General features: G+C 40.1%; 8 protein-coding genes and 1 pseudogene. 3 read left to right on the forward strand and 6 right to left on the reverse strand.

What is annotated here, in order from left to right; translation table 11 throughout:
• Positions 1-73: 73 nt before the first annotated feature.
• Genes BM043_RS17045 through BM043_RS17055 form a run of 3 tightly spaced genes read right to left on the reverse strand, consistent with a single transcriptional unit; the run spans position 74 to position 5360 of the window.
• Positions 74-706, reverse strand: a complete 633-nt coding sequence (locus BM043_RS17045; RefSeq protein WP_092793863.1) for an ABC transporter ATP-binding protein — start codon at positions 704-706, stop codon at positions 74-76.
• A gap of 2 nt (positions 707-708) precedes the next feature.
• Positions 709-1884, reverse strand: a complete 1176-nt coding sequence (locus BM043_RS17050) for a hybrid sensor histidine kinase/response regulator (protein ID WP_092793865.1) — start codon at positions 1882-1884, stop codon at positions 709-711.
• 32 nt (positions 1885-1916) lie between these two features.
• On the reverse strand, positions 1917-5360 hold the full coding sequence (locus BM043_RS17055) for a sensor histidine kinase (RefSeq protein ID WP_143189566.1): 3444 nt from the start codon (positions 5358-5360) through the stop codon (positions 1917-1919).
• Between the two features lie 114 nt (positions 5361-5474).
• Here BM043_RS17055 and sucD point away from each other — a divergent pair, with 114 nt between their 5' ends.
• On the forward strand, positions 5475-6356 hold the full coding sequence (sucD, locus tag BM043_RS17060; RefSeq protein ID WP_087941291.1) for a succinate--CoA ligase subunit alpha: 882 nt from the start codon (positions 5475-5477) through the stop codon (positions 6354-6356).
• Between the two features lie 85 nt (positions 6357-6441).
• Here sucD and BM043_RS17065 read toward each other — a convergent pair whose 3' ends face one another.
• Both BM043_RS17065 and BM043_RS17070 read right to left on the reverse strand, forming a co-directional pair.
• Entirely contained in the window at positions 6442-7038 is a 597-nt protein-coding gene (locus tag BM043_RS17065) for a hypothetical protein (RefSeq protein ID WP_143189567.1), read from the reverse strand.
• A gap of 81 nt (positions 7039-7119) precedes the next feature.
• The gene (locus tag BM043_RS17070) at positions 7120-8295 is read right to left on the reverse strand and encodes a 6-bladed beta-propeller (protein WP_092793874.1); all 1176 of its coding nucleotides are present in this window, start codon (positions 8293-8295) and stop codon (positions 7120-7122) included.
• Between the two features lie 421 nt (positions 8296-8716).
• Between BM043_RS17070 and BM043_RS19570 the strand changes: the two are divergent.
• A pseudogene (locus tag BM043_RS19570) lies at positions 8717-8878 on the forward strand (IS1634 family transposase); the annotation flags it as partial.
• Between the two features lie 119 nt (positions 8879-8997).
• On the opposite strand, the gene BM043_RS17080 reads toward BM043_RS19570, so the two are convergent.
• Positions 8998-11442, reverse strand: coding sequence for a zinc-dependent metalloprotease (locus tag BM043_RS17080; protein WP_092793878.1), 2445 nt, complete (start codon positions 11440-11442; stop codon positions 8998-9000).
• Between the two features lie 301 nt (positions 11443-11743).
• Between BM043_RS17080 and BM043_RS17085 the strand changes: the two genes are divergently transcribed.
• Positions 11744-15529 (forward strand): RNA-binding domain-containing protein, encoded by a 3786-nt coding sequence (locus tag BM043_RS17085; protein ID WP_092793880.1) that lies wholly within the window; start codon positions 11744-11746, stop codon positions 15527-15529.
• Positions 15530-15585: the final 56 nt, after the last annotated feature.

Raw genomic sequence — 15585 nt, forward strand, 5'->3', positions numbered from 1 at the left:
CAGATGGAATCTCGCACGCTTTTCCCGATAGATCGGGGCATCCCACTTTGTGTCGCCTCCGACATGCTCGATTTCATGATGCTTTGACTTCTATAAAATTGGAAATGTGATTTTTGACCCGCTGATCGTGAGTAACAATAATCAATGCCGCTCCGATTTTACGGGACTGGGTTTTCAAAAGACCAATTACTTTTTCGGTATTGTGATCATCCAGACTGGAGGTCGGTTCATCTGCGAGTATCAACTTAGGAGAATTTACCAATGCCCGCGCTATGGAAACCCGCTGTGCTTCCCCTTCGCTTAAAGTCTGAATCGCCGCATTCAGTTTCGAACCGATTCCCAATTCTTCGAGTAAGGACTTGATGGCTTGTCCGGATGTTTTGGCTAAAAAATGCGCCATTTCCAGATTTTCTTTAACCGAAAGTGGAGCAAGCAAATGGGGCTTTTGAAAGACAATCCCAATGTTTTTCCCCCGAAACAAATCCAATTTTGAACCACTAAGCTGACTTAGTTCTTTTCCATCCAATATCACCGAACCCGTCAAAGGGTGAAGCAATCCCGCCAAAAGATTTAACAAGGTAGTCTTTCCGCTTCCAGACTCGCCTAAAACCAGCAAGGCTTCGGATGCATCTAAACTGATATCGGGAAATTTTAGAATCTTTCGTCCCGGATGGGCAAAGCTTAATTCTTTGGTTTTGAATAGCATGATTAATCTACGGGTATCTTCACATGGAAAGTAGTTCCTTTCCCTACTTCGCTCGTAAAGGTAATATCTCCCTTGAGTACTTCAAGACACTTTTTGACAATTGACAGCCCCAATCCGGAGCCTTCGACGATTCCTACATTGTGGGCTCTGAAAAAACGATCATAAAGTTGATCCTGTTCCCCTTTTGGAATCCCAATTCCTTTATCCTGGATTTTCGCAATCAATTGGCCATCCTCATAATTCAGGACAAATTTGACCTCTCCTTCGTCTTTGGAGTATTTGACTGCATTAGAAAGGAGATTTTCAAAAACCTGATAAAGCAAATCACTATCCGAAACGATCACTTTAGGCAAATCTCCTAGTTCGGTTTTGATTTTCACATTGTTTTCTACTCCCGCCTTGACCGTATCGAGCACTTCCTTGATAAAAGCCTGAACAAACATCTTTTTGGGTTTGTACTCCATTTTATTCGCGTCAGCTTTCCCGAAAAATAGAACCGAAGTCAGCAAATTATTCAGTGCCCGAACTGAATTTTCGATTTTCATCGCATGCTTTGCGATTTTTTGTTTGAAAGGATGGTCCTTTTCGGCGTAGAGTTGCAGCAACTGCGCAGAGCTCAAAATCGAAGTAAGCGGTGTCTTAAATCCGTGGGAAACATTTAATACGATTCGGGATTTGAGTTCATTGATTTCCCGTTCCTTTTCGAGCGCTTTGGTCAGTTCCTTATTGGCTTCGTAGAGCTCGGCGGTCCGCTGTTTGACTTTTTCTTCCAGCTCGTTGTTAAGTTTTTGAAGTTCTTTTTCTTTTCGGTCTTTGAAAATCGCCAACTCAATCACCATGTTGAGCTCACGGATGTTGAATGGTTTGATTACATAGGCACTGGGATTGGTACCGACTACTTTATTGAGTGTTTCGGCATCCGAGCTGGCACTCAGGTATACGACAGGAATGTCAAACTTCTCATTGATGATCTCCGTCGTTTTGATTCCATCGAGCTCCCCTGAGAGATTGATATCCATCATCACGATTTCGGCCGGCTCCTCTTCCAAAATTTGAAGGGCCATCTCTCCAGAGTCCGCTATTCCAATGATTTCATGATTGTTTTTTTCCAGTGCTCGCTTCAATAAAAGTGCAGAGACCGAGTCATCTTCTACGATTAAAACCTTTAGGCTAAACATGTATCAAAATTTATTTTTTGAAAATACAAAAATTATGAATTTGGCAAGGGAATTTCAACGATTACTGTGGTTCCTTTTCCTTTTTGACTGGTAATATTGATTTTGCCAGAGAGCAAATCAACCAAATGTCTCGTAATACTCAGACCAAGGCCCGTTCCCTCAAATTGCCGCTGATGCCCGGCACTCTCCTGCTCAAATGGGTCAAATACCTTTTCCAAAAATTCAGATGACATCCCTACTCCCTGATCCCGAACTTCTAATTTCAACCAATTGCTGCTTACCTCCACCTTGATCCAAACACTCCCTTTCCAGGAATATTTGATCGCATTTCCCAGGATATTATTCAAAATAATTTCAGTAAATCTCCGATCAATCTGAATAACCTGTTCTTGATCCGGCAACTCAGCCTTTAATTCCAATTTACTCTTTTTGGCAAGTACCTGAAAAGATTTCAACAAGTGAGTGGTAAATTCTCGAATCGGAGTAGGCAAATACTCCACTTCCATTTTCTTGGCTTCGATTTTAGCCATATCCAACAGGGAATTAATCGTCTGTAGTAGACGCTCTCCACTTTGAAGAATAATATCAAGCTGAGAGATCAATTTGGGATTTTCGGCATGAGTCATCATGATATGCTCTGCTCCCCCGATGATCCCATTGAGTGGGGTACGGATTTCATGACTCACATTGGACAGCAGACTGGTTTTGAATCGGTTGGCTTGCTCGGCTTCTTCTTTTGCCTCCCGAAGTTTGGTCGCAATGGCTTTTTCCGACGATATATCTCTCAATACGGTCAAAATCACCTTTTTCCCCTCAAGGCTATCCTCTTGAATGACTCGGTTAAAGAGCGCGACATCCAAATTTCCTCTGGGTACGATGATTCGCGCTTCCATTTCAAATCCTTCCTCATCGATTTGATTCATTCTGCTTTTAAACTCATTGTAGGATGAATCCTCTCCATTTTCACTAAAAATCAACTCACTGAACTTTTTACCTGATAATTCCTCCGGGTCTATTTTTAGCCAATGAGCAATGGCGGGGTTGGCGGCTATGATCGTATCCCCATCGTAGCTCAGCGCCAACCCGTCTTTTGAGCTATTCCATACATTTTTAAATTGCTCCTCGATAAATAACTTTGCCTTATCCGAGCGGTCAAACGCAGACTTAAGAGAACCCACTTTTTGGAATTGTCGAAAAAGCACATTGATCAAAATCCCAATGGCTACGAATACCAAGGCCACCAAAACCAAGAACCAAGCCCGGAGGTAGAAAGGCTTGAGAATTCTAAAAGGTGTGCTCACAACCGTTTCAGAAAAGGAGCTCCCCGCATAGGAGGCTTTTAGTTCCAATTGATATTCGCCCGGAGCCAGATTCCCAAAAAAAAGCGTGGATGATTTGGGGTCCGTGATGATTTGCCAATCTTCCCCGAACCCATTGAGCCGGTAATGAATCCACAATGGCTCTGATTCATTAAATCCAACGGCCGTAAAATCTACTTCGAGAGAGTTTTGGTCATTTGGAAAACTCAACTCCTCCTGAGTTAACGTTTGATCTCCGATTTTCATTTGGCCAAGGCTGACTTTGGGACTGCCATAGGCTAGAAAATTTTCGGATTGAAAAAACATGGAAAATCCACGTACAGTACCGATCAAAAGGTTTTGATTTTCTGCTTCAATCAATGCACCTCGATTGATTTCATTGGCGATTAATCCATTGGATTCATTATAATGAATGATCGAATCCTGCTCAATCCCATAAATCCCGTCATCCGTCCCGACCCAAATCCGCTTTTTGCTGTCTTTCATCAGGACAAAAACCGGTCGGTTGATCAATTCATCGGTCAGAGAATAAGGCATGACTTGATCATCTTTGATGATTTTCAGTCCACTTTCAGTTCCTAAAAGCAGCCCATCTTCCGTTTCCAAAAAATCATAACCTTCGGCGATGACCATTCGATCATTTTCCACAAACGGAACCGGATTATCCAGCTTAGAAGCCCGCATGATAATTAATCTCCCATCCGAAAGCACTGAAGATTTGCGGAGATAGAAAAAAGAATCACCTAGCAAATCCCTGATTTCTTCTTTCAGATTATTTTCATACAGCGCTTGTCCACGAGCGAAAATCGAAGAGATAAACACATCTTGTGGCCCCGTGATGATCAAGCTATCTCCGACAGTTTGCACATTGGAAATACTGACCCTAGAATCTGGTGGATAAAGCTGTATTTCTTTCTTTTCGGTATTCACCAAACCCACTCCGGCCCAATTTGCCGAAAACCAAACCTGTCCATCTTGCCCTTGTGTAAAATTAATGATCCTTCCCGTGGGAATCCCATCTGGAAACTCATCCCGATAGAGGGTTTGGAGCTGATAGCGAGAATAGTATTGAATGCCATTATTGAAGCCGAAAAGGTATTCCCCTTCTTTTACCCGGTGAATGGCTGTCACTTCTTCCCCCAAAAGCTCCGAACTCCAATAGCCATAATTTTGAAAAATCAGGCTATTGATATTGACCAAACCCCGATTGGTGCTCATCCACAAAATCCCCTCTCGATCAATAAAATAATCCTGTATACTAAAGGAGTTGATAATAAACTCTAGTCCCAGTTCCAAGGGTCTACTCTGACCAAGTTTGAGCTTTCGCAAAGGAGAATTGAAATGATAAAAAACGTTTCCTTTATCAAATCCCAACCCAAAATATTCGGTAGAGAAAAAATAATCTTTCGAAAAATTTTGATCCACAAATTCCTCTGGAAATCTCAAATCCGCACCTTTTGCCAGGTAATTTTTCCCTAGAAAATAATACTGATTGTCAGGTCCTTTTTTCACGTTTACGGGAAGTGAAGGTAGCTCTAGCCCTTCAAGCGGAATAGGCCTCAATTCCCCCTCCCCGATCAAAAAGATCCCGTTTTCAAAAACTCCATAAACTTGATCGGAAAATTTTTCCAGCGAGTTCAATCGCCCCATGGTCTCGACCTCCCTGTTAATTTCTTCTGCTTCTCCATCTCCGACCCAAGTAAAAAACTGAAACTCCGTCTCCAAGAAAAAAAGCTGATCCTTTCCACTCCCGAAAGATTGAAAGTGAATATTTGAACTGAATTCTGAATCAATAGGCAGATTCAAATCAAATTCCTCCCATTCTCCATAGCCCCCTTTGAATAATTTGGGCAAACCCGAGTTGTTATAGATCCAAACCAAGCCATCTTCGGCGACGTGAAGCGAAACCTGAAAGTCAAAATTGGAATACAGCGAATCCGGCAAAGCAAAAGTCTGAAAACCGTCTGAATAAAAAACCCCTCTTGCCGTCGAAAACCACATGCGCCCTAGGCTGTCCTGCTCCATCTGAAAAATATTCTGAACCGGCAATTTGACGCCTTTGGGAACAGTATTGTACTTAAAGGATTGCCCAAATCCCAACGAAATATTTGCCAAAAAAAGCAGAGAAATAAACGACAATCGAACACGAATAACCACGGAAGCGAAGTTAGAAAAAGAATTCCGATGTCAAATAACCCAGAGAATGTTAATCAATTCTTTTGTGAGCGGGTGGTTTCTCTTATTTTTGTGCCAAACTTTAAAATTCGAAGCATGAGTGTACTAGTCAATAAAAATTCCAAGGTAATCGTACAGGGATTTACCGGGTCTGAGGGCTCATTTCACGCCCAGCAAATGATTGAATACGGCACCAATGTCGTGGGTGGTGTCACCCCAGGCAAAGGCGGGTCAACTCATTTGGAAAGGCCAGTTTTTAATTCGGTAGAAGAAGCTGTTCAGAAGACTGGTGCCGACACCTCTATTATTTTTGTGCCTCCGGCTTTTGCCGCTGATGCCATCATGGAGGCCGCAGATGCTGGAATTCAAGTCATCATCACCATTACAGAAGGTATTCCTGTGGCGGATATGATGAAAGCCAAGCCTTACATCAAAGAGCGTGGTGTTACTTTAATCGGTCCTAACTGCCCAGGAGTCATTACTCCGGGAGAAGCTAAAGTTGGAATCATGCCGGGATTTGTTTTTAAGCCAGGACGTATCGGTATCGTGTCTAAATCGGGAACCTTGACCTATGAAGCCGCCGATCAAGTGGCAAAAGCCGGTCTAGGCGTGTCCACCGCCATCGGTATCGGAGGAGATCCTATCATCGGAACTTCCACCAAGCAAGCTGTCCAACTTCTGATGGAAGATCCAGAAACAGATGCGATCGTCATGATCGGTGAAATCGGCGGAAATTACGAAGCAGAAGCGGCTAAGTGGATTCGTGAAACTGGAAACAAGAAACCTGTGGTAGGATTCATCGCGGGACAGACAGCCCCTCCGGGACGAAGAATGGGCCATGCCGGAGCAATCATCGGTGGAGCGGATGATACCGCTGCTGCCAAAATGAGAATTATGAAAGAAAATGGCATTCACGTGGCTGAATCGCCTGCTGAAATCGGAGCCGTGATGGCTAAGGTTTTGGGCGTAAACGCTTAAGGATAGACCTTTTAAAATTTAGAAAACCCGCTTTGAAATCAATCACAAAGCGGGTTTTTTATTTTAATTGAATCCAATCCCTCACCTAAAAACTCAACCCTAAACTGGAACTAAGCCCAAATAAGTAAAAATTAACTGTCTCTAAAGCAAATTCTTCATTGATAAAATCTATTCTTGGTGTATACCCTATCCTAAAAAAGAAACCTCCTTCTGGTTTTTGATACCTATACCCAACTCTCGGTACAATAGATTTAACCCAAAAGGCCTTATTTGTGGTAGTTCCGGGAATTTCTCCATCGACATAATAACGTTTATCTCGATACGTATAAAATCCAGTTCCAAACTCCAAATTATGCTTTGATCTCCCTGAGAAGGCGGTGATCTCTGTTAGAAAAACCGGTTTCACATAACCTGAATGTATGGACTCAATTTCATCTTGAAAAAGCATAGAGAAACCTGCACTTCCAGCCAATTTTAGCTTGTCTTTTTGGAATATAATCCGACCATAATTAAGTGAATAGCCTACAGCGCTCCAGGCAAAATCAGCATGTAATACATTCTTCGCCATGAAAATCTCTGCTTTGGATTCTACCAGGTCTTTGCTTTGTGCAGTTGCATGATTTTTGGAAAACACCAAAATCATCAAAGCTGAAAAGAGCATATATTTATTAGGAATTGACATAAGATTTACATTTAAAGCGTAACTAATTTTTATGATCCCCCTCCTTTTATAAGGCAAATCAAAAACTCAACTTATTTTTTATTAAAACTTCCTGAGTTGATATTTTGCTAGGACAAGGAAATCATCAGAGTCTAATTGTTTGGCTACTTTTGTAAAATCATTATCCATCCCTTTAAATTGGTCAGATTCATTCCTTAATTTGCTCATGAGTTCGTCAGGTTGGTAGAAACTATAGATAATATTATCCCTAAGGTTTTTCATGAGAAATTTTTCCATTCCATTATCTATGTCATTTACAAACTTGTCGATTAAAATAGTTTTACCACTTGTGAGGTGGTATATAAAATGGCCGTAAAATAATCCAGATTTGAATCTACTTGAAATCAATCCATCATCACAGTAAAGCGTAGGGATATGATATCTGTATTTATTAATGAAATCATCTCTATTCATTAGTGAAACCAAACCATTTGCATCATCTACATATGGGGAAACCATATCAAAGGGTAATTGATGGCTTTCAAAATCAAGGTAAATTTTTTGATGGATTGATTTATTTTTTATCCAATAGATAGTGTCTAACATTGTCAGAGAAAAAAATATATCAGCTCCGAAGCTTGAAGATACCATCGCATTTTTCTCTATCCATGATGGAGTAGAAGGAAGATCAAAAATCTTTTCTGATAATATATCATTTTCATTATTATAAAAATGGAAGGTTCCCTTTTTGTTTTTTAAAGATTCCAGATTTGGTGAAGCGTAATACGTAAAGAAAAGGGCTTTTTCATTATTATTTAGAGATAGAAATAGATTTGGTTGAAATGGAAGGGATTCTTCTTCAATGAAATCTCCTGTAAGATCAAATTTCATAATTTTATTAATACTTAATACCTCGATGAGATTTTCAAATGGGTTAAAAGCTACATCAATAATTGAAGTGGTCTTTCCAGGCCCTTCGCCATAAAATGAAAATTCCGACAATAGTTTTCCCTTCAGATCATAAACCAAGAAATTCATGGTATTAGTGTGGTCAGCCAAAATCATTACCGAGTCTGTAATAAATACTTTCTCAGGCCTCTCCATGTAATGACTTTTAGGAAAATCTAGTAGTAGGTAATCAATTGATTCTACAATTTCTGAAAGGTTCGATATCCCTTTTCCACCCAAAGAAATTGAGGTGATATTGTTCTGATTTTGTGGCTTAGAGCAATTAATTAGAGCCAAGATGAGGAAAGAAAAAAAGTAATTATTTCTCATTTTGAATTTTTTAAAGGGAGGGTAGCATTTGCTACCCTAAGTCTATTAAAATTAAATTACATTCCGCATGCTTCCTCGCAAGGAATTTGCTCCTCAACTCCGCATGGATCCGTACCGACTAGTCTACATTTTGTCACTGGAACCCCACAATAACATTCCTCTATTGCAACATAATAGGCAGAATAACCTTTTGTTGGAACAAAAGAAAGCGCGAACAGGCCCAACACAAAAACTGTTGTGATTTTAAAATTTTTCATTAGTAAATTAGTTTTGGTTAATTAATTAATTTAATTATTAAACTTCATAATAAGGTTGTTTACAGAGCCTTTTATTCCATTTTTTTTTGATAAGAGGTTTAATTTGATTATTAGTGGATATTTCGGATTTACTTTTCCAGCCTTTTCAGTCAAACCGTGCCACTTTGAATGAAATGGGAGCAGACCTTTCGCAGCAAAAAGCAATTGAAATAGCAAAAGGAATCTACACCATAGAAGTGCAGCTCAAATCAACAGGCAAGGAGCTGAGAAAAACACTTTTATTGAACGAGAGTCAACAAAAATTAGCAAAAATGTTCCCCTTTTGATAAAAACAGGCATTAATGATTTGCTTTCGATTTTAGATGTCCCCGTATCGAAGTCTTAGAAAAAAAAACAAAGCCATCCTGAGATTTCAAGATGGCTTTGTTTACCATTATGGTTCTGTCTACTCCCCTTGCAAAATAGATTCAATCATCTCTTCAACATCTTTTAAGTGATACTGCATAATACCTGAACTGTATCGAGCACTTGCAGAACCGGCTGTTGATTGAATAAACTTCAACTCAGCACGAACTGCGGCGCTGATATCAGACCGATTGCTGGCATCCTGCTCCATCAGGGCAACTAACCTTTCGACATGAGCCCGTTGAAGATTTCTTCGGAAGGCATCAATTGGTTTTGTCCCGGAAAGCTCCGACCACAGTCCCTTTCGTAAATCACTCAGCATAGCAGTCAAGGTGTACGCTTCATTCCCATTAAGGGCTTCATTTTCGATCATTCGTTCCAAACGGTCTCTCCTCAGCAGATTCCCAAGCATTCTGGACTGCATGGAGCCAATCGCATCCACCGCACCACTAGGTTCGATGTTGCTGAGAATTTCCTTTTGCAGCAACCATTCCGGGGTGGTAAATACATCTTGGATCAAGAAATCCATGGATTCTTTTTGAGATGCTTTGGCGATTGGCTGATAAGTGAATCCTTCCTGATCAGAGGTCTTCAATTCCTCATATACCCCTCCAACATTAGTGACCACATGCCCTGCAAATCGGGACCACACTCCAATCAATTCTCCATAAAGCTCTTCCAAATCAGCATATCCTTCACCCGGTTTTGTGGTCCATTTGGCTAAATTGGGAGCTACGATTTTCAGGTTAGCCAATCCATACCGGGTGGCTTTGACCGGATCATTTCCGACCGATTCTGTTTGAGAGCTTGGATCAAAGGAATTTGAACCCCCGAAAAGGTATTTAGGATCACCTGCTTTTTCGGCTATCCATTGATTCAGGGTTTCCTTTTCTGCTTCTGGAGAATCGGCACCTGGAATATATCGATAGCCCCAGTTGATTGCGTACTCATCATAAGGTCCCAACATTCTCACCCAGCGAACTCCTTCATCACCTGGTTGAGCGACATAATTGTAGCGGGTGTAATCCATGATCGTAGTAGCCAATCCCCACTTTTGGGTAAAAGTTGCCGATCGAAGGGAATCCGTAGGATAAGCAAAGGAGGCTTTCATATTATGAGGCAAACCCAAAGCATGTCCTACTTCATGAGAAATCACACGTCGCATCATTTCGCCGATTTCGGCTTCAGGAGTATCTAGCGTTCGTGCTGAAGGGTTGGCAGCCCCAGTTTCGAGAAGGTAGCGATTTCTGTAAGATCGAAGGTGGTTATGATACCAGATAATATCACTTTCGATGATTTCACCTGAGCGTGGATCAGAAACACTTGGCCCAACTGCATTTCGGGTAGTCGATGCGACATACCTTACCGTAGAGTATCGAGCATCTTCAGGGCTCCAATCCGGATCTTCCTCTTTGGTCGGTGCATCTTTGGCAATGATGGCATTTTTGAATCCGGCAGCTTCAAATGCCACCTGCCAGTCCTCAATGCCTTGTCTGAAATAAGGTCTCCATTTTTCCGGGGTAGCCGGATCCAAATAATACACAATCGGCTTCACCGGCTCGACCAATTCTCCTCTCGCATACGCTTCAGGATCTTTGGGTTCCAATCTCCATCTTCGGATATAGGTTTTGACATCAGACTTAAGCGCGTCAGATCCATAGTCAATCTGACGAACTGTAAACCAGCCTACCCGCGGATCGTGAAGTCGAGGCTGCATGGGAACTTCAGGCAGCAAATACATGGATTGACTCATTTCCATTGAAATCGTGCCGGATTTGGAATTAGAGGGAGGGGAAGTTGCATTATAGGTCATGTCATGACGCACTTCGATGTTTTCCGGATAGCTTTCCATTCTGCTGATGTAGCTTCTAGCTCTGTCCAGGTTTCTGACTTTGTAATTGGTTCTCATCCCGACAGAAAGTCCACTGAGTGAAGGATTGTCAGAAAGAAATAAATCACTGACCTCAATCAACGCTGCAGTGGAATCCGCATTAAACCCTTCGATCGAAAATGCGGCTAAAATAGGATCGTAATTATTGGCTGAAACAGACAGCTGAATCGGCAGGGTATCATTGGCTACACTTCTAAAGGAAATAGACCTTAAATGGATTTTATTTTCGACTCTCGACCATCGGATGACCTGCTCATTGGTTTTGGATCCAGCATTCATATATCCTCCACCTAATCCTTCCGCGATTTTTGAAATCCGACTCACCAGAAGCATATCGGTATTTAACAATTCAAAGGGAATTTCATAATACCGTTTATCACCTACGGTATGGACTTTGAATAATCCATCATCCGAAACCGCTTCAGCGGTGACAATGTCCTCATATTTTTTAAATGGGCTCTTTTTTTCAGGCTTTGCTGCCTGAGTGGTTTGAGCAGGAGAAGCTGCGGCATTTCGCTTACTCTTTTTTTGACCGTAACTCACCCCTGAAATCAGCAGGAACAAGACCAACAATAGTTTGGAAATATTTTTCATAGAATTTTAAGTAAAATCAATAAGAAAAGTAGAGTTGAAGTCACTAGAAAACAAGCATACATATATGATCGGTAAATTCAGTGTCTAGTTTCATTGCGTTGCTTCATGAAAAAAAGTTTTCCTGATCCTATTTAGTTACACGATTCTCTAGGCAGAGAATTCTTACGAATATTTGATCAAACCATCCATCAAGATTTTGTCAATCGAATATTTGATTTAACTAAAAAAATGTTTTCTTGTTCCTAGTTATAGATACCATTTGTTAAGCAGGTAGATTTACCCGCAGTTAATCATTTCAATCATGAAAAACCCTGAATCCATTATCTCATCTAACCTTGAATTCCTTGACCGACAAAAAATAATTTCTGCAAATCAGCATCGACTATTTACCATTGATTCTATTCGTGACACCTTTATTTTAGTAAAAGATCGCGAATTAGGAGAGACTTTCCCCTATCGGATCTCCGAACTTAATGTCGGTGACCCGATCATCTTAAAAATCAATCGAGTCATACCGGGAAGAGTAGAGATGGAAGATTCTGTTTTGAACTTTATGCAAAACAGGGAAGTGAACCATTTTAAGATTTTAAGAAACGAATACCCTTACCTTCATTTACAAAAAGCGGATTCAAGTTTTTCATTTCTCTGCCGCACAGATCAGCCTGTCCATAAAAACAAAAAGAAATTGGACCTTCGGGTTAATGGCTTTGATCTAGTAAGAAATGTTCCGCTCATTGAGGAATCAAACTTCCTCTCATCACATTCCGACCCTTTGTTATCCACTTTTGATTTTGAAAAGAAAACTCGGGTAAAGGTAAAAGATCAAATCCATTCAGAAGAATCGATACAGCTATTGATTTCCCACGAGGATAAAGAGTTTTTCGTAAAAGGGTACACGCACCAGGTTAACGATAATTCTATCGAGGAGCTTGACCTTGTTCTCCGGCTCGAAAATGGAAAGTTGACTTTAAATCAAGATCGTAATTCCCTAGTAAAAAGCAGATATCAAAAGGAAACCTTGGATTCCTTTAAATTTTTAAGATGCGAATACAGCCCTGAAAAGGAAAAAGAGGTGCTTTTTTTCGAAGATGATTTTGGTTATGTACATTCCATCCTTGCTCCTGACTTTTTAAATCAAGATCAAATCAATGAATTTGAAAAAGGAAAATTCTATAACCTATGGATTAAAGATATCGCAGAAAATGGATTTATGGTACTATTTATCAACCATTTTCGCACAAACAAAAACTCCTTTATCTCTCCTGAAAGACTGTTCACTGAGCTTGGAATCCCAGAATACCTAGAGGAGGAATTCCCTAAAATCGAGGCCGAATTCACCACTAACCCATATTTCAACAATCCACTTTATAAAAATCCCTTTGACTCACTCAAGAAGAAGGAAAACCTCTGGATCCTGTCTTTTGGTAATTGCTTGGATGTTTTTGTAGACAATCTAGTTTTTTTAGGAAGACCAAAGGAAGCAATTAAGATTTTGGATTTATTGATAAAAATTGAGCACTGGCTACTTGGAGCCAATGATTTTTTAGAAAGTTTCAAAACGGAAAACCGCCAAAACATCATCGATAAGGCCAATGAGCAAATTGACCTAGGAAAGGATAAATTAAAAATCTTGGAAAAAATTAATGATGGCAATCCCACTGCAATCATTGAAGAACTCATTCGGATAGCGGAGTCGGCCGACCAACCCAGTATCCGAGACTTACAAAAAATTCAATTTAAATTTTTTGCCCTACCAACAGATCAGGTTTCAGGCACCAAAGATCTATTACTTCTGATGGTCAGATTAGTCCAAAAAGTCCCAAATGACATCCATTTTCATTTTTCTCTTTGTAAAACCCTGGAAAAGCACATCATACATTTCCGAAATCAATTGAATCTCACAGGAAGAGAACGTTTTTGGGAAAAAGACCAGCTCCATCAGTTAAAAGAGAAGCTTTTTATTTCCATTCAGCTATTGGCCTTACAGATTAATCTTGACTCCAATTCCAGCAACCAAGAGCTACAAGTTCATCGTTCGGCTCGAATCTGTCGATTTGTCGCTTTGATTTATTGGGATAAAGACCTTGGATTTGAATGGATCAATCGCAGTGTAAAAATCATTACCGGCGAACATATCCTAAAAATCCCAATTGAAAAAATTGAAAGTCTTCCCGAAAATCTGGACTGGTTAAGTGCTATCATCAATCGGATGAAAAACCTATCATCACCTCGATTATACTACAAAAACGGCGGTGTAATTCTCAAAGAAAACCAAAACTGGAGAGTTTTAGGACCTGCATACCAAGCTCAAATCACCTTTGAACCCAATTACCCTACCCATCAAATCGGAAGCTACTTCGATGGATTGATTGAGGTCCACACCCTTGGAAAACCAAAGTTTTCATTTAATGATAGCTCAAGCGCGAGTCAATTGGGAGAACATTGGAAAGCATATTACCAAGATAACGCGACAGACGCTTCCTTTAAATTTCTCAAAAAGGGAGAATTAATTACCGTCGAATTCCAGAGCATATTATCAACAAATCCCAATCTGGGTTTTGTGAAAATTCTCGATCCGGGGACTTTCACACAAGGTGGGATTCATATACTTCAAGTCTCAAGCGTCCACATCAAAGGACTAAATGGAATCCTGTCACCAGGAGATCGCTTCAAAGCTCGCTTCATTAAATCAGTTGATAAAAAAGCCAGAATTTCCTTGAAAGAAGATCTCGTCTTACTAATGAAAGACAAATCCGAACAAATCACCCAGACGATCTTCAAAGTACTCATGACTAATGGGACGATAGCCTTTGGAATAACCAAAGAAGGACTCTATGCCAGTTATTTATTTGAAAATGCAGCTACTGAACCTCAAGAAAGTCATTTTCATTATTTCTACCCAGAAGCCGATCAATCACACAAATACGAATATGTCCACGGAACGCTTGGACAAGAGGTCGATACCTTTTTTGATGAAAAAAAGGTTTTACGAAAATTCATTGAGAAAAACCTCCTCATAAGTCCTAAAACAGAACTACCGCATAAGGAAGATTCTATTGTTTATAACTATGTCCAGGAAATCATTTGGAGTTGCGAGACGATTTTAAACTTTCCGAAAATATCGGATTCTACCAAATTGGCCTATATCTATTTAGCAAAACTTCTCTCCTCATTATTAAAAAATTCCAAATCATTTTATTTAGATGAAATGGCCAAGTACTTTACTTTTTTGATGAAAATAAAAGAAGAGGGAATCCTATCGGCGGTAGAAGACATAAAACCTATCTCAGAAGAAACGATACGGAATTTTCCAAAAGTCCAGAAAATCCAAAAAATATATGATGCTGTAAGCTTTTATCCCAAAGCTGAATCAAGCGAGGGATTTTTGGACAAAATCAAAAACTCCTCCTCTTCGGACGAGTCCGATATGATCGAATTTTTGATGGGAATGTGGATCCTTCAAAAACAAAATGCAATAAACCAGCGATTGATCCAGCGAATATTTCACTCCAAACTTTCTATTTTGGATACTGATACCAGCAGTCAACTGATTGAAGATGAGCTTCAAATCAGCGAAAGGCAATCCATCACAAAAGTAACTCCTTTGAATCTCGGTAAAGAAAATAAAAACCAAGAATTCAAATCTTCAATTATCTATGATCCAGAGTCCAGTTCACCTAACCCCGAAATCCAAGAGTTTAATATTCTAAAGACGATAGCAGGCTTCCTCAATGCCTCGGGTGGTGACTTATACATTGGTGTAAATGACCAAGGAGATATCATTGGCTTGGCTAAGGATTATAAGTTTTTTGGTGAAAAAACCAATGCTGACTCATATGAAAGACACCTCCGAAAACTGATCATTCGAGATTTTAATAAGGATATAAGCTCACAAATCGAAATCCAAATCATTGAATCCGAAAAAGTAGAATATGCAAAAATTCAAATCCCAGCCTACCATGTCCCCGTTTCCCTAAAAAACAGATTTTTCCAAAGGCAAGGAAATGAAACGCGTGAAATTGTAGGACAAGATTTGATTCTATTCATGGAACGAAAATTCAAATCCACAAACCAACCCTCGGATTAATGGTAGTAAAAGGTGGTTAATTTGTTTTTTGTAGCCTGTCCAATTAGGATTTTGGA

The organism is Algoriphagus hitonicola (assembly GCF_900113375.1).
GTDB classification, from domain to species: Bacteria; Bacteroidota; Bacteroidia; order Cytophagales; family Cyclobacteriaceae; genus Algoriphagus; species Algoriphagus hitonicola.